The organism is Methylobacillus rhizosphaerae, assembly GCF_900187985.1.
Classification (GTDB): Bacteria; Pseudomonadota; Gammaproteobacteria; order Burkholderiales; family Methylophilaceae; genus Methylobacillus; species Methylobacillus rhizosphaerae.
Genome location: NZ_FZOA01000001.1, coordinates 258,508 through 274,824 on the forward strand (window position 1 = coordinate 258,508; position 16,317 = coordinate 274,824).

At 50.9% G+C, this 16,317-nt stretch carries 15 protein-coding genes; 4 read left to right on the forward strand and 11 right to left on the reverse strand.

The genetic code is table 11. The annotated features are described in order from the left end of the window. Positions 1-102 precede the first annotated feature (102 nt). Both CHB59_RS01280 and CHB59_RS01285 read left to right on the forward strand, forming a co-directional pair. Entirely contained in the window at positions 103-633 is a 531-nt protein-coding gene (locus CHB59_RS01280) for a c-type cytochrome (RefSeq protein ID WP_089374414.1), read from the forward strand. Positions 634-888: 255 nt separating this feature from the next. Then, a complete protein-coding gene (locus tag CHB59_RS01285) occupies positions 889-2,223 on the forward strand; it encodes an NAD(P)/FAD-dependent oxidoreductase (RefSeq protein WP_089374415.1) in 1,335 nt (444 codons plus the stop codon). A gap of 86 nt (positions 2,224-2,309) precedes the next feature. On the opposite strand, the gene lplT is transcribed toward CHB59_RS01285, so the two are convergent. From lplT to CHB59_RS01315, 6 genes are all read right to left on the reverse strand, one after another. Beyond that, positions 2,310-3,488: a lysophospholipid transporter LplT gene (lplT, locus tag CHB59_RS01290; protein ID WP_089374416.1), complete on the reverse strand. Its 1,179-nt coding sequence runs from the start codon at positions 3,486-3,488 to the stop codon at positions 2,310-2,312. An 88-nt stretch (positions 3,489-3,576) separates the two neighbouring features. Further along, on the reverse strand, positions 3,577-4,974 hold the full coding sequence (locus CHB59_RS01295) for a PhoH family protein (RefSeq protein ID WP_089374417.1): 1,398 nt from the start codon (positions 4,972-4,974) through the stop codon (positions 3,577-3,579). A 4-nt stretch (positions 4,975-4,978) separates the two neighbouring features. Further along, a complete protein-coding gene (locus CHB59_RS01300) occupies positions 4,979-5,440 on the reverse strand; it encodes a peroxiredoxin (protein ID WP_089374418.1) in 462 nt (153 codons plus the stop codon). 85 nt (positions 5,441-5,525) lie between these two features. Then, positions 5,526-6,998, reverse strand: a complete 1,473-nt coding sequence (locus CHB59_RS01305) for a sensor histidine kinase (RefSeq protein ID WP_089374419.1) — start codon at positions 6,996-6,998, stop codon at positions 5,526-5,528. Then, complete coding sequence (locus CHB59_RS01310; protein ID WP_143738676.1) at positions 6,995-7,744, reverse strand: energy transducer TonB family protein; 750 nt, start codon at positions 7,742-7,744, stop codon at positions 6,995-6,997. Before CHB59_RS01310 ends, CHB59_RS01305 begins: the two co-directional genes overlap by 4 nt. Positions 7,745-7,895: 151 nt before the next feature. Continuing rightward, positions 7,896-8,828, reverse strand: coding sequence for a quinoprotein relay system zinc metallohydrolase 2 (locus tag CHB59_RS01315; protein ID WP_089374421.1), 933 nt, complete (start codon positions 8,826-8,828; stop codon positions 7,896-7,898). Positions 8,829-8,971: 143 nt separating this feature from the next. On the opposite strand from CHB59_RS01315, the gene CHB59_RS01320 reads away from it, so the two are divergent. Beyond that, complete coding sequence (locus tag CHB59_RS01320; protein ID WP_089374601.1) at positions 8,972-9,925, forward strand: beta-propeller fold lactonase family protein; 954 nt, start codon at positions 8,972-8,974, stop codon at positions 9,923-9,925. Between the two features lie 71 nt (positions 9,926-9,996). Further along, entirely contained in the window at positions 9,997-10,596 is a 600-nt protein-coding gene (locus tag CHB59_RS01325) for a cytochrome b (RefSeq protein ID WP_179212027.1), read from the forward strand. Positions 10,597-10,674: 78 nt separating this feature from the next. Here CHB59_RS01325 and CHB59_RS01330 read toward each other — a convergent pair whose 3' ends face one another. From CHB59_RS01330 to mobA, 5 genes are all read right to left on the reverse strand, one after another. Next, positions 10,675-11,475 carry a quinoprotein dehydrogenase-associated SoxYZ-like carrier gene (locus tag CHB59_RS01330; protein ID WP_089374422.1) on the reverse strand — a complete coding sequence of 267 codons (801 nt, stop codon included), beginning with the start codon at positions 11,473-11,475 and terminating at the stop codon, positions 10,675-10,677. Between the two features lie 126 nt (positions 11,476-11,601). Beyond that, positions 11,602-13,725 carry a TonB-dependent receptor family protein gene (locus CHB59_RS01335; protein WP_089374423.1) on the reverse strand — a complete coding sequence of 708 codons (2,124 nt, stop codon included), beginning with the start codon at positions 13,723-13,725 and terminating at the stop codon, positions 11,602-11,604. 115 nt (positions 13,726-13,840) lie between these two features. Further along, complete coding sequence (gene moeA / locus CHB59_RS01340) at positions 13,841-15,103, reverse strand: molybdopterin molybdotransferase MoeA (RefSeq protein ID WP_089374424.1); 1,263 nt, start codon at positions 15,101-15,103, stop codon at positions 13,841-13,843. Further along, a complete protein-coding gene (gene mobB, locus CHB59_RS01345) occupies positions 15,084-15,650 on the reverse strand; it encodes a molybdopterin-guanine dinucleotide biosynthesis protein B (protein WP_089374425.1) in 567 nt (188 codons plus the stop codon). The genes moeA and mobB overlap by 20 nt, the downstream gene beginning before the upstream one ends. Continuing rightward, positions 15,647-16,225 (reverse strand): molybdenum cofactor guanylyltransferase MobA, encoded by a 579-nt coding sequence (gene mobA / locus CHB59_RS01350; RefSeq protein WP_089374426.1) that lies wholly within the window; start codon positions 16,223-16,225, stop codon positions 15,647-15,649. The genes mobB and mobA overlap by 4 nt, the downstream gene beginning before the upstream one ends. Positions 16,226-16,317 lie beyond the last annotated feature (92 nt).

The window sequence follows — 16,317 nt, forward strand, 5'->3', positions numbered from 1 at the left end:
GTCAACGGTTCTATTGTTGACTCGTTAACGGAAGTACAGACTGACAAGTTTGTAAAAACGCAGTCGAAGTTTAAGTGGTTATATATAAAGCAAGGAGAAAGTATGTTGAATCATGGAGTGTTCAAAGCAACCCTGGCAGCTTCTGTGTTGGCTTTGGCTGGCCTGGCAATGCCAATACAGGCAAATGCAGCCTGTAATCTGGTTTCTACCAAGGACAATAGTCCGTTAAACATCAAGGTTGCAGATGACGATACCCCGGAAGCCAAGCAGTTCCTGGAAACTTGTGTAAATCCGTATACCAAGATTTACGCTGCAGATCCGGAAAAGGCTAAAGCTGGTAAGAAGAAGTTTGGTCTGTATTCCTGCACTACCTGCCACGGCCCTAATGGCGATGGTCAAGTAGCGGTGCCTATTACCGATGATCGCTGGCAATATGCTAAGCACATCACTGACAAGGGTATGTTTGAAACCATTGCTGGTGGTTCCAATGGCGGTATGGCCACTTGGCACAAACAAGTCGCTGGTAATCCAGATCTGGTTTCTACTGATGAAATCCTGAAGATTATCGGTTTCCTGCGCAGCCAGTACAAGGGTGGTGGCGACAAGCCATGGTTGGATGAAAAGCCACAATAATGGCTTACAGCAAAGTGATACCGTGAGGTAGTCTCGAAATATTGCTGTAGATATAAAAAGACGGTCATTGTTTAGGCAATGACCGTTTTTTTATGCGCTAAGTCATGTCTTTAGAGGTAAAATTGGAGTATTACTTTCGTGCAATGCATCGGCTGCTTGTTCACATTCTGTCAGGAAGCTGGTTTTTTATACTGGCAAGCTGCATTTGGTGTTGTGCGTACTGGTTTACATTGATTAGTCCCGGAAAGTGAAGTGATGCAATTGGAAACACAAACAAACTCGGATTTGCATAGAGTCGTTATTGTCGGTGGTGGTGCAGGCGGGTTGGAGCTGGCTACCCGACTGGGGAAAAGCATGGGGCGCAAGAAGAAAGCCCATATCACCCTGATTGATTCTTCACGTACTCATGTCTGGAAGCCTTTGCTGCATGAAATTGCGGCTGGCAGTATGAATCCCGATAAGCATGAGCTGGAATATATTGCTCAGGCGCACTGGAACCACTTTCATTTCCGTCTGGGGCGTATGGATGGCATGAACCGCGATAAGAAAGAAGTATATGTCGCGCCATACTTTGATGAGGATATAGAAGTTATACCGCGTCGTACGTTTAAATATGACACGCTGATTATTGCTGTAGGCAGCACGACCAATGATTTTGGTATTTCTGGCGCGCGTGAGCATTGTATTGCGCTGGATACACAATCCCAGGCAGAACGTTTCCACAAGCAGCTGACCAATGCGCTGATTCGTGCGCAGACTCAGGTCGAGCCTATTCAGGCAGGTCAGTTGGAAGTTGTCATTGTCGGGGCTGGTGCAACGGGCGTTGAACTTGCTGCGGAGTTACATAATACGACGCGCGAGCTGGCTTCTTTTGGCCTGGATAAAATTGATCCTGACAAGGATATCAAGATTTCCATTATCGAAGCCAGTGACCGCGTACTGCCTGCTTTGCCACCCAAGCTATCCATGGCTGTGGATGTCGAGTTACGTAAATTGCGTGTGCATGTTTATGCCGGCGAACGCGTGACGGAAGTGACAAATAAGGGTGTATACACACACAGTGGGCGTTTTATTCCATCTGCACTGGTAGTGTGGGCTGCCGGTATCAAGGCGCCGGATTTCCTGAAGGAGCTAGATGGTCTAGAGGTCAACCGTATTAACCAATTGGTTGTGAAACGCACGCTGCAGACAAGCAATGATGAAAATGTCTTTGCGTTTGGCGATTGCGCTGCCTGCCCATGGCCGGGTCACGATGAAAATGTGCCACCACGTGCGCAATCTGCGCATCAGCAGGCATCCATGCTGGTGAAGACCGTCAAGGCACGCGTTGCTGGCAAGGATAAATTGCCCGAATATACGTACCGTGACTATGGTTCACTGGTCAATCTTGGCCGTTATTCCACTGTCGGTAGCCTGATGGGGGCGATTGCAGGTGGCAGTATGTATATTGAAGGCTTGTTTGCCCGCCTGATGTATCAATCACTGTACCAGATGCACTTGATGGCATTGCACGGCTTTTTTGCCGTGATGCTGCAGATACTGGCGCGCCTGATAACACGCAGGACGGAAGCCAGGGTTAAATTACACTGATAAAGCTTGTAGTTGCCGGAATAAAAAAAGCCCAGAGTTTTCTGGGCTTTTTTTATTATCCAATGGTTGAGCAGGAGCTACTGAGATTAGGATTTTGGCTGCTTGGCGTTCTGTATCTGGTATAGCTTGTAAATGATTCCCATACTGAAGCTCACAAACAGGCCAAAGGCGATAATGATGAGATTGATGTGAATATCTGCCTTGATCATTAGTGTATAGAGGCTGATCAGGGCGGCGATACCAAGGTTTTCATTGAAGTTCTGTACGGCGATGGAATGTCCGGCACCGATCAGCAAGTGACCACGATGCTGCAATAACGCATTGAGCGGCACAATCAGGTAGCCACTTAATGCCCCAATTAGCAGCAGCAGAATGCAGGCAATATACCAGTTGGAAACTACAGACATGCTGATAACCAGCAGGCCGACGACGATGCCTACAGGGATGACACGTGCTGAATGCTCCAGTTTAATCATGCGTGCGGCAAAGATGGAGCCGATGGCAATACCAATGGCAACGACTACCATCAGGTAAGTAGATTGCTCCTGATTGAAGTTAAGCGCAAAACCTGCCCAGGCTAATACTACGAAGCGCAGGGTAGCCGCGACACCCCAGAACAAAGTGGTGACTGCCAGGGAAACCTGGCCTTGGGCGTCCTTCCATAAGGCTTTGGTTGCATGCCAGAAATCCTTGATCAGGAAGATAGGGGTTTTTTTTCGCGGTTTGTGATCCACCGGGACTTTGGGAATGTAAATATTAAAAATCGCGGCCGACAGATAGAGTATCGTGATGATGATCATGGCAAGCTGGATATCAATGCTGGGCAGGATCGCTCCAATGACAGTGCCCAGCACGATTGCCATGACGGTTGAACCTTCCATCCAGCCATTGGCTTTAACCAGCATATTGGGCGGCAGGTATTCGGTCAGGATACCGTATTTAGCCGGGGAGTAGGCGGCAGCACCAATCCCAACGATACCATAGGCATAAAGTGGTGGCATGCCGAATACCATGGCAGTACTGCCAATAAATTTGATGGCGTTGGAAACAAACATCACCCTGCCTTTGGGGAAGGCGTCTGCAAAGGCACCGACAAAAGGGGCAAGAATGATGTACGAAATGACGAAAAACCACTGAAGTAATGGATCATGCCAACTGGGAGCGGACATCTCTCGCAGCAGGGCAATCGCCGTGAACAACAATGCATTGTCAGCTAGCGCAGAGAGGAACTGCGCTAGCAGTATGATATAAAAACCCCAGTTCATCGTTGTTGTATTGCTTCCTGACAAGAGGGTTGGTTGCTGCTGTCTTTAGGGCTGGTCATGCCAGTGGAACCATTCTAATGATTAATTATTACAAAATGTCGGCGGCAAAATCTGCCAGTCTGGAACGTTCACCGCGTACCAGAGTGACATGCCCATTGTGGGTCCAGCCTTTGAATCTATCCACTACATAGGTCAGGCCTGAGCTGCCTTCTGTGAGATAGGGCGTATCAATTTGCGCAATATTACCTAAACAAACGACTTTAGTCCCGGGGCCAGCGCGTGTAATGAGGGTTTTCATTTGTTTTGGCGTCAGGTTCTGGGCTTCGTCGATGATGAGGAACTTGTGTAGGAAAGTGCGTCCGCGCATGAAGTTCAATGATTTTACCTTGATGCGAGTACGGATGAGATCCTGTGTTGCCGCACGCCCCCACTCACCAGTGTCATCGTCCGATTTGTTGAGTACATCCAGATTATCTTCCAGTGCGCCCATCCAGGGGGCCATTTTCTCCTCTTCCGATCCCGGCAGGAAGCCAATATCTTCACCTACCGGTACGGTGACACGGGTCATGATGATTTCACTGTAGATTTTCTTGTCCAGGGTCTGGGTCAGCGCAGAAGCCAGGGTCAATAACGTTTTACCGGTACCGGCCTGGCCCAACAGCGTGACAAAATCAATATCCGGGTCCATCAGCAGGTTGAGCGCCAGGTTTTGTTCCCGGTTGCGGGCCGTGATGCCCCACACGCTGTGTTTGGGCTGGGTATAGTCCTTGACGATCTCCAGGACGGCGCTATTGCCTTCAACCGAGCGCACAATGGCATGGAAGGGTTTTTCGTATTCGTAATACACAAACTCATTGATGATGAAGCTTTTACACAGCGGGCCGGTGATACGGTAAAACATGCGTCCGGCATCCTGCCAGGACTCCATGGCCTTGCTGTGCTTTTCCCAGAAGTCTGCGGGCAACTCCTTCATTCCGGTATAGAGCAGGTCAGTATCTTCAAGGACTTTATCGTTGAAGTAATCTTCCGCCATGACACCGATCGCCCTGGCCTTGATGCGGATATTGATATCCTTACTGACCAGGATGACATCACGACCCGGCTGGGAGTTCTGCAGCGCAAGTACCACGCTCAAGATTTGATTGTCAGCTTTACTGCCCGCCAGCATGGGCAGTTCCAGTGACACCGCCTCTGTTTGCAGGAAAAGCTTACCAGTCGCAAGTTTGTTGCCATTGATGGAAAGAGGGCTGCCTTGTTCCAGTTTGGTCAGGTTGCTGCCGACAATTTCTTCCAGATTGCGGCTGGTCTGGCGCGCATTGCGTGCAACCTCTGTCATGCCTTTCTTGTTATTGTCCAGTTCTTCCAGCGTGACCATGGGCAGGTAAATGTCATGTTCCTCAAAACGGAACAAGCTCGACGGGTCGTGCATCAGGACGTTGGTGTCAAGGACGAACAGTTTTGTGCTTGCGGTACGCTTTTTGATCATCTGGCTACCTTTGAAGGGATTGAATGAAAGTGAGCACTTGCTGGGCGTGGCCGTCTACTTTGATCTTGCGCCATTCATGAATCAATACACCGTGTTCATCAATGACGAAAGCACTGCGTTCTATGCCACGTACTTCTTTACCGTACAGTTTCTTCATTTTGATGACGTCGAATAAGGCACATGCCTTTTCCTCAGTATCAGAGAGCAGTTCGAAAGGCAGGCTGAATTTAGCCTTGAAATTTTCGTGTGATTTCAATCCATCCCGGGAGATGCCGACAATCTCGGTGTTACAGGCCTGGAACTCCGGATAGAGGTCGCGCAGATCCTTGCTTTGGTTGGTACAGCCGGGAGTATTGTCCTTGGGATAAAAATAAATGATCAGTTTTTTACCAGCATAATCGGAAAGTCTGAAAATTTTTCCGCTGGTGGAGGGAAGCTCAAAATCAGGAAGCGCTTGGTTTAACATGGTGGAAACTAAACTCTAGACCTTCCCATTGTTGATAAAAACTACTGAGAAGGCAAGCAGCTTGTGGCAAGAAATGCATAGAAACTTACAATGAGTGGTGTTTGCGGGGCAGTGTGATCTCAATGACAGTACCGCCTGCAGCTGCATTGGTGAAATGAATATCCCCGGAAAGAACCTCCATGACTTTGAACGCAAACGGGATGCCAAGGCCGGTACCAAAGCGTTTGGTCGTAGGGCCTGGGCTGATCGCATGCGGGTCTGGTGTGAATGGCATGCCGGCTCCCTGGTCACTGATACTGATGCGCAGGCTGGCATGATTGACAATATCACAACGGATGGCAATTTTTCCTGCCAGGGGTGAAGCTTCGACAGCATTGAGCAATAGATTATAGATTGCTTGCTCTAGCAGGCTTTCATCAGTGAACAACTGATCATTGACTGCTTCCCAGTCTGGAAACAATATCATGAGCTGCTTTTCATGAATTTTCTGTTGTAGGGGCGTCAGTGCTCCATGTAATACCTGGCGTACGGTAGTGAGGCTGGCATGTGGTTTCAGCGGGTGCAGGTATGCCAGCAATGCCCGCGTCCAGCGATCAAGGCGATCCACAGTACTGATGATAGCGGCGAGGGATTCGCGGGTTTCCCTATCCAGGTGGTTGCCATCCACGACCTGGGCAGTCGCGCGGATGCTGGCCAGGGGGTTGCGGATATTATGTGCCAGCATAGGGGCCAGTAGACCAAGTGCCGCCTGTTTTTCCGAGCGCACAAGTGCTTCCTGGCTGCGGCGTAGTTCATGTGCCATGGTGTTGATGGCATGTGAAAGTGTGGCAAGCTCGGCTACACCTTCTTCTGGAACAGTATGGGAAAGATTGCCGGCACTGATTTCCGTGGAGGCATGCAATACGTTGCGGATAGGTCGCACAATAGCGCGCTTCAGGAATATGTGCGAGAACAGCAGCAGCAGCAGTGCCAGGCCAACCGGGATCAACATGAGCGTGAAAGTGGTGTGTTTGACATCGCGCAGGCGTGAGGACAATTCCTGATGTTTCAGGAACAATAGTCCCTCGGTACGGGCAGAGATGATTTCATAGCGATGGAAAATGCTGGATTCCAGGTGGGTATTCAGCGCTTTTTCCAGCTCTGCACGGCTATAGTCATTTGCCAGTGCAAAGATATGTTCTGTTTCACGCAGTAAATCCTGATAGCTGTCATGCAACTCTGTAATGGCAGCTTTTTCCTGGTCATCAACCGTCAGCGCCAGCATTTTGCGGAAATGCACGCCGATGGAGCGGGTGTAAACGTTGTATTCTTCTTGTGCCTGGGGATCTTTCAGGAAGTGCAGGTCAAACAGTTCTTTCATCTGGCGATACAGGTCACCGCGCGTCTGTTGAATCTCCTGAACCATCAGGTGAATACGCTGTGACTCCTGAGAGGATTGATCCCATATCCGTATGCCAATGACGCCTGCGGCTCCTGCCAGAATAACCAGCAGGAAAAAGGCCAGCTCATGCACCAGCAGCATATCCTTGAGTGATTTGATCTGTTGAGGCTGGCTCATGGCGCTTCCAGCGTGAAAGGAACTGGCACGAGAATGACCAGATGCTTGTTATTACGCAATATCTCGGGCGGCTGGGGCAGGGGCGAGGCTTTGTTTACCATGGTCATGGCCTGTTCATCTAGTACCTTGTGGCCACTGGATTGTTTTACCTGGATAGACATGACCTGCCCTTGTTCATCGCAATGTACCTCCAGGATGACTTCACCTGTCCAGCCGCGCATCTGGGCGATCTTGGGATATTGCTTGTATTTCGCAATGGCACGTGACAACAGGCCACTGTAGCGGTTGCGTGCTGCATCAATGTCCTCCTGGCTAGGTCCGGTATTGGCTGGCGGAGGTTCGGGTGCCGGTGTATGTACAGGCGCCACTGGGGCCGGGATGGGTGTTGTTACCGGCGCAGTGGTTGTCATGACTTCTGGTGTCGCTACTTCTTCTGAAGGCACTGCTTCAGGTACCGGTGCGGGCTCTTGTGTCTGCGGGGGGCTGGGAGCTGGAGGCTCAGGTGTTTTCGGCGCTGGCTTGGGTTTAGGGGGCAGTGGTTTTTTAGGTATAGGGGGTGGTTCCGGTGTATGTGGCGGCTCTGGTTCTGCCGGTTTGACGGGTTCCGGCGCAGGTATGGCGACATTGGCTTGTACTGGACTGGGCTGCGGAGCCAATGCCACTTGCAGCGTAAGTGGCTCTTGTTGCGCTTCCGGTGTGAAGTCGAACCTGGGAAACTGCAACATGAGTACGAGATGCAATGCCAATGACGCCAGAACAGGCCAATAGAGACTGTGGTTGTTGGCTGACAGTAATATGGGGCGAGCAACGGCAGTCAAGATATACAATACGCTAGCAGGTGAGTTAACAGGAAAGAATGACTAAATTATAGACCGGACATCATGATCCGCCAGGGATTTATTCCCACTCCAGTACTGGGTAGATCAGATTGATATTGCGGCGGTTGACGGCGTTAAACAATTGCCAGTGAGACGCTTCGCTGGCAGCAGCACTATCCATCGCTTGTTCCATGGTTTTTCCTGCCTTGATGGCGCTACGGACATCATTCAACAATACGGAAAGATATCGCTCCTCGTGGTTCAGGGCGGCTTTCAGGTCTTGAGAGACAGGGCCATGCCCGGGTACCACATGTTGAATGTCCGATAGCTGCTGCAGTTGATGAATGGCGGATAGCCAGCCCTTGATATCTCCATCAATGGAAGGAGTACGTTCAATGAACAGCAGGTCTCCTGTCCACAAAGTGCCAGTTTTCTCATCCAGGACGGTGAGGTCAGTATTGGTGTGGGCATTGGGGAAGGCTGTCAACAGCAGCTTTCTATCTCCCAGGTCCAGCTCCTTGCGGTCTGCCACCAACACGGATGGCTGGATGACTTCACTGCCGGAAAACTTATCACCCAGTAAATCATGTCCCTGTTTCAGGTAGGCATCTTTACGCAATGTCATGGAGCTTGCAAGTTTCGCATGCCCGATAAAAACAGGATGTTCCTGTGCGAATGCGGCATTACCGAAAATATGGTCAGGGTGGATATGGGTGTTGATGACATAAAGCACAGGCAGTGCAGTCAGTGTGCGAAGGGAGGCTAACAGCGCCTGCCCTGTGGCTTTGCTGCCGCCGGTATCAATAACAGCCACTCCCTTGCTGCCGATAATAAAGCCAATATTGCTGATATCCCCTTGATAACCGTCATCAAGGTCCTCATGCGCACCTTGATGCATATATACGCCATTGGCGACTTCCTGCATTGTCAGTGGCTGGGTCATGCCCGTTACGGGCAGTAGCAGGAGCAGGCAAGACAGATAGAAGGCGCATTTGATGGATAGGCTGGTCATGATCAGTTAATTTCATCGTGGAAGCTGCATGTTAAATGCCTATATACAACTCTGTAAATACAAGATTGAACTTGAGAAGTATTGTGGCGTCTGAAACAATGTAGTTACAAGATAAAAATTCGAAACACTATTGGAGAATGTATATGCAATGCAAATTTGAGTTAAAGCTCATTGCGGCTTCAGCGGCAATGATGTTTTCCGGCGCTTTGTTCGCAGCCCCTTTTGCTTATTCCACGAATGAGAAGTCAGGGACGATTTCCGTCATAGACACACAGACCGATACGGTCGTGAATACGTTTGATGCTGGTAAGAAGCCACGTGGCGCTGCCATTACCAAGGATGGAAAATATATTTTTGTCAGCGACCAGAAGCAGAATTCTCTGCTGGTGATTGATCTTGCCAAGAAAACCGTGACTGACAAGATCAAGCTGGAAGAGTCTCCAGAAGGGGTGGGTATTTCCCATGATGGCAGATGGATTTCCGCAGCGAACGAGGAAGATAACACGGTGGCCGTTATTGATACCCAGACACATAAAGTCAGCTACATTGTGAACGTACAAGGCAAAAATCCGGAACATGCGGAATTCAGCCCTGATGGCAAGTGGATGTATGTCAGCGCGGAAGAAGCGAAATATGTGGATGTCGTCGATGTAGCCAAGCGCGCCTCCATCAAGCTGGTGGAAGTGGGTGAGCGTCCACGTGGTATCGGCTTCCTGCCTGACAGTTCACGTGCCTATGTCGCCAATGAAGCTGCTGGTACCGTGTCGGTTTTTGACACCAGTAAGCATGAAGTCATTGCGACCATCCCGGTAGGACAGCGTTCCAACGGAGTACAAGTGCTGCCTGACGGAAAAAAAGTGTATATCTCTAACGGTGGTGACGGCAGCTTGTCCGTGATTGATACCGCGACCAACAAAGTGACGACGACTATTCCTGTAGGCAAGCGTCCCTGGAATATGTCTGTTACTCCAGATGGCAAGAAGCTCTACGTCGCCAATGGTAAATCCAACTCTGTGACGGTGATCGATACCGAGCATGATAAGGCGTTGAAGGAAATCCCTGTCGGTGATACACCATGGGGTGTGTTTGTCCACTAAATGCAATTGAATGAGTGGACCGGCTATCCTGCGCAGGTGGGATAGCCAGCGCTGCCTGAGCTGGGATGATCATGAATCACACTGTTAGATACACCAAAGTAGCTGTCATACTGCATTGGTTGATTGCGCTTGGCATTCTTTTTCTGCTTGCACTGGGCTGGTATATGAATGAACTGCCCAAAGGCGGGGACAAGTTGGCAAGCGTTGATTTGTTCGACCTGGGGTTGTATACCCTGCAATTGACCGAGGCGGTGTCACTGCGTACCTTCTATTTCAACCTGCACAAGTCCATTGGCTTGACGATCCTGTTTCTGATTGCTGTGCGTTTGTACTGGCGCTTGTTGCATAAGGCCCCGGAACTTTCTGACTCCCTGAAGCGCTGGGAGAAAGTGCTGGCACATGGTACGCATCACCTGTTGTACTTGATGATGCTTGTCATGCCTGTCACGGGTTTGTTGACGACGCTTTATAGCAAATACGGATTGCACTGGTTTTCTATACCGGTATTGCCTGGCCTGGATAATCCGGGGTTACGCGATTTTTTCGTGGTGGCCCATGAGTTCTCGGCAATTGTACTGGCAACTTTGGTTGGGCTGCATATTGCGGCTGCCTTGAAGCACCAGTTTATGGACCGGGATAACATCATGAAGCGGATGTCGTTATTTGATTAACCAATGAAAATGGTGAGTGCACATCAGTGACAGATAAAAAAGCCCAGCAGATTCTGCTGGGCTTTTTGTTGAGGGTGTTTACTGCACGGACAGCGAGTGCGAGAACTGGCCTTCTTCCGTATCTGTTGCATGAACTTCCAGGACGCCAGCTTCTGGAGGGATAAAGTTGAAACGCAGGTAAGGGTCTTCGCTGGTGCCGACGCCAAAATCTGCTATCAGCACAGGTCTGCCATTATAGGTGAAACGGGCCTGATTGATGTAGAACGCTGGTCGAAAGCCTTGTGAGACCAGATCACGCTGCAGGCCGGTGAACATGGGATGTTTGATGTTGAAAGTCGTCACAGTGGGATGATTGAATGACACTGGCGTTTCCACATTGAGCTTGATCTTGCCGGCATCGGCCAACAGGATTGTTTCATCTTCTCCTAGCGTGCCGCCACAGCCACCAGAGGCGCGAATGGTGATGGCTGTCATGTAAAGTCTGCCATCGGCAGTTTCACCAATGGCATGGATGTAAGAATCAGTTTCCAGCCGGATGCGCGTGGAAAGCTCCAGCGTGCCGAGCAATTCTGACAGGTGATAAGTGGCGGCCAGTGGAATGGGGTTGGCATCGACGATGATGTAGACGGACTTGATGGCATCCGGCGCAGATTGCGGCCTGTCAATTGTCAACGTAATAGGCACTTGGGCACCGCTTTCAGCGCGCCTGGGGCCTGATAGCTTGATGAAATCGGCCTCTTCAATCTGGCGCTTTGGGAAAAAGCCTTCCTTGAGCGCAGGCCAGAGCGTGGCTGAGGCTTCGGCATAGGCCGGGTGACTACTGCCAAGTGTCAGCATAGCCAGCATGCCTGATATAACGATGTAATGATGCATCCGCATGTGTGTTCTCCTCCATAGCCCGATAATTATTATTTTTCTCCTAGCATACAATAAAACAAAGGGGATGCTGTGTAGTATTCGCTACACAGCATCCCCCAGGGATTTGAAGTTGATGATGCGACGAGGTTACTGGAACATATAGGTCGCGTTCAGGCCAAGTAGCCAGTTGCGGCCTGCGGCAGGTTCGTAGAAGCGACTATTACCATCGTTGACACGGACGGAGCCGATATAGTCTTTGTCAAAGATGTTCTCGACGCGTACAAACTCGCTGAAGCGCCAGTTTTGCAATTTTTGTTGCAGGCCGGCACGAATATTGAAAATAGTGTACGAACCTGCTGTCTCGCTATTGGTGTCGTTGACATACACTTTGCTGTTATGACGTGCCTCAAATGCTGTGCTGAAACCACTGGCCTGGTGTTTCCAGGCAATTTCGCCATAAATCTGGGTTTTGTAAGTACCGGGGATGTAGTCGCCGGACTTGATGGTATTACCCAGTGCATTGGTATAGTCGGAATCAAACTTTGCATTCAGCAGAGTATAGGAGCCGAACAATGAAATATTGTTGGCAAACCTGGACTCAATGGAAAGTTCTGCACCATGGCGTTTTGTTTTTCCCGCATTGGTATAGGAAGAGCGTCCGCTCAATGTATCGCTGACGACAATCTCATCATCGGTCAGGGATTTGAACAGAGTCAGGTTGGCTGAAGTATTGTCCCCAAGAATGGCTTTGGTGCCGATTTCGAAGTTACGGCTCTCACTGGGTTTCAATGACAGATTGGGAGTGCTGTTGGCTGCCGTGGAGGCATAGGCAGCCTCAATAAAGGTGGGTGTCTCAAAACCTTTACCGTAGTTGGCATAGAAATTCAGGGTGGGTGTTGCTTTCCATACTGCACCAATAACAGGGGTGGTCTTCTCATAAGTGACACGGCCACTGTTGTCGCCATTGGAATTGGCACCGCTGGTGAAGTTGTCATCTACTTCCAGTGTTACCTTGGTGCGGCGTGCGCCCACATGCAGATCCAGGTTATCCAGCAATGCCCACTGTGCTTGGATATACTGGTCAGAGTTGGTGGCAATGTTTTCCTCATCACGGTTAAGTGCGCCGGTTTTTACGCCATTGACTGCGGCGATATCTGTGCGGCCATCATTCATTTTGCCGTAAGTCAGCCCTGCGCTCAGTGAGTACGGGCGGCTTAACAATTCTCCAGTATGTGTCCAGCGCAGATCCGTACCCCAGAATTCACGGTCGATCAGGCTGGCACGGCCATTGCCATTCACCGGGCTGATGGATAAGTATTGTTCATTCTTGCGGTTGCCTACATAGGAAATCAGGTTGATCGTGTTGTTTTCATTGACCTTGTGCTCAAGGTTGAAGCCAACCTGCGTCTGGCTGCGAGATACCCTGGTGTCGGCTCTATAGGCGCTGGCGGTAGCCTGTTTGCGGTCTGCGCGCACTTCAGCACGAGTCAGGCCCAATGGGTCATTGGCTTCCTGGTCAAACCAGTTGATAAGGGTGGTGAGTTTGGTATCTTCATTCAGGTTGAAGCGGAACTTGGCTGTACCTTGTTCTTTCTTGTTGCTGCTGTGGTCGCGATAACCATCTGAAGAGTAGTTGCTGTAGTTGATCATGTATTCAAGGCCATCCGCAGTGCCTGCTGCACGGACATTCTCACGGCGGGTGCCATAACTGCCAAACAGCACACCGGCAGAGAGTTCATGACCTTGCGGTGCATTTTCAGTCAGTAATTGAATAACGCCGCCGGAAGAGTTGCCGTACAGGGCTGAGAACGGCCCACGCATGACTTCAATGCCTTGGAGCGTACCAAGGTCTACATTGCCAGGTTGACCGCTGCCATCAGGGTAAGTCAAGGGAATACCATCAACATACAGGCGAACGCCGCGTACACCGAATGAGGAACGTGCGCCAAAGCCGCGCGTGGAGATCTGGGGGTCCTGTGACATTTGTGTGCGGTTCTGCGCGGTGATGCCTGGGACGCGGATCAGGCTTTCCGACAACGTCATCTGTGCTTGGCCATCTTGGATGTTTTCCTTGCTGACGACATCAATGGCAACAGGCAGGTCGAAGCTTGTTTGTGCTGCACGGGTTGCCGTTACCACGATGGGGGAGACAACTTGGGCGCCCGCTTGGTTTTCGCTCGTGGCACTGACTTCTTCTGCCAGCGCGTTATTACCCCAAATACCCAATACAGCCAATGGAATGAGTTTGAGATGAAATCTGGAATGGCGCATGTGTACTCCCCAATAATGCTTTTAATAATTGAATGTGCCGAGCTTAGGTCAAGTCAACGGAATTGACCATCAAGATAATCATGAATTTGGCATGTAAGGATATCCCGCGTAGAAGTTACAGGATGCCCTCCATCACTTGTACCTGGACTTCGGAGCCTGCCGGCAGGTTGCCGATAGCATCGCCCAGTACAATGAAGCAGTTGGCTTCCGACATGGAACGCAGGATGCCTGATCCCTGATTGCCGGTGGGCCGTACTTTCCATGTTCCATCCCGGTCTGCAAACAGGATGCCACGCTGGAACTCAGTCCTGCCTGCCAGTTTACGAATAGGCTCCGTACAGCTTGCCTGGAGCAGGGGCAGGTCCGGTACCGGGTTCTGGCCGGCCAGGTAGAGTATGGCTTCACGGACAAACTGATAAAAGGTGACCATGACAGATACCGGGTTGCCAGGCAGACCGAAATAATGGGCTGTGCCTACTTTACCGTAAGCGAGGGGGCGGCCGGGTTTCATGGCAATTTTCCAGAATACGACTTGTCCCAGCTTTTCCAGCAATTGTTTCATGAAATCTGCCTCACCCACGGAGACGCCACCGCTGGTCAAGACGACATCTGCCTGCTGGGTGGCCTGGATGAGGGTTTGCTCGAGTGCGAGCGGATCATCATGCACTACGCCTAAGTCCAGAATTTCCACTCCCAGCTTTGCCAGCATGCCGTGCAATGTATAGCGATTGCTGTCGTAAATCTGTCCTGCACCCAGTGTCTGGCCAATGCTGACCAGTTCATCCCCGGTGGAAAAAAAGGCCACCCGGAGCTTGCGATAGACAGTGACTTCTCCTATGCCTAGTGATGCGATCAGCCCAAGGTCTGCGGCACGTAATTGGCGTCCGGCTTCCAGCACTGCCTGCCCTTTTTTTAGGTCTTCACCAGCATAGCGCACATTGGCATGTGGTTTGGGAATCTCCGTCATGCGCATAAAGTCGCCTGTGACTTCAGTACGTTCCTGCATGATGACAGTATCTGCACCAGAAGGGATGATGGCGCCTGTCATGATGCGGATGCATTCACCACGTTGCAGTGTGGTGGTGTATGGCCTACCTGCAAATGCAGTTCCGGCTATGCGGAAGGACTCCAGGCCGCTATCTTGACTGTGGAAGGCAAAGCCATCCATTGCAGAATTGTCGTGGCTGGGAACATTGAGCGGGGAAATGACATTGCTGGCCAGGACACGACCCAGCGCCGCCTTGAGCGGTAACGTTTCCGTGGCGGTGACCGGATCCAGAAAAGTGCGGATAAACTGCCTGGCCTGTGCGACGGGCATGGAGTCAGGATCGTAGTCATCCTGGCAGCTGAGTAGCTGATTAAGCGAAGGTTTTGTCATAGTGAGAGGTTGCTTTCATCCACTCCACGATGAAGTCGGCAATTGATTCAGCATCATTCAGATCCAGAGCAGGTATTGTAAGCTGCGGGAGCGCTGCGTCAGTGGCAACGGCAATAATATTGTGGTCAGTCGGGGCCAGCAGGGGGTAGTTCAGGCTGGGGCGGTGTATCTCGATCTTACTGATATTGGCCTGTTTGAAGCCTTCTACCAGGACGATATCGATGGCATCAGGATCAAGGTGCGGCAATAGTTCGTCCAGGCTGACGGAGTTTGCCTGCTCTTGCGGCATGCGTTGCCGTTCTGTCATCAGCGCCCAGCGCAGATCTGATGCGACCAGGGTCTGGATTGCGCCAGCTTCACGCAAGCGGAAACTATCCTTGCCTGGTTTGTCCACATCGAATTTGTGATGGGCATGTTTGATGACGGAAATACGCAAACCGCGCTTCATCAGCACCGGGATCAGGCTGGTCAGTAACGTGGTTTTCCCTGATCCGCTGCCGTAGGCGCAGAAACCGAGAACAGGGCGCGGGAATGGAGGCTGGTTCAAGCAGTGTGTTCCAGTTTGTGCAACTCTTCGTGGGTGTTGATATTGGCAAACGCCTGTGCCTGGTCGGTAAAGGAGACTTCTGCAGTGTCCAGCTGGGAAACCCAGTCTGCCATCTTCCGGTTGCCCTGTTGCAGGAACTGCTCCAGGCTGGGAAGAAGTGAGCGGCGGCACAGGCAGAATACTGGATGAGCCTGGGTGCCGGTTTTGGCGATGGCAATGTCTGCGTCGCGCTCTATCAGCGCATTCAGCAGCCGCTTGACCAGAGTGGGCGGCAACAAGGGAGAGTCGCAGGGGGCTGTCAGGATGTAAGGGTGCCGTGCCTGTTGCATGCCGGCATGTAATCCTGCCAATGGGCCGGCAAAGCCGCTGATCTGATCCTGGACGATAGGATGGCCGAACTGTGCATAACGCTCGGTTTCATGATTGGCATTCACCAGCAGCTCATCCACTTGAGGAGCCAGGCGCTGCAACACATGGGCTACCATGGGCTGGCCGTTGAATTCAACAAGCCCCTTGTTAATGCCGCCCATACGCTTGCCCTGGCCTCCGGCAAGCACGATACCTGTGATACTCATATGTAATTATCCGACTTGGGCCCGCATGCTGAACGCATGAGAACCCGATTGATTCCAAATACAAAATTTTACGGTATTTTTATACTGAACTA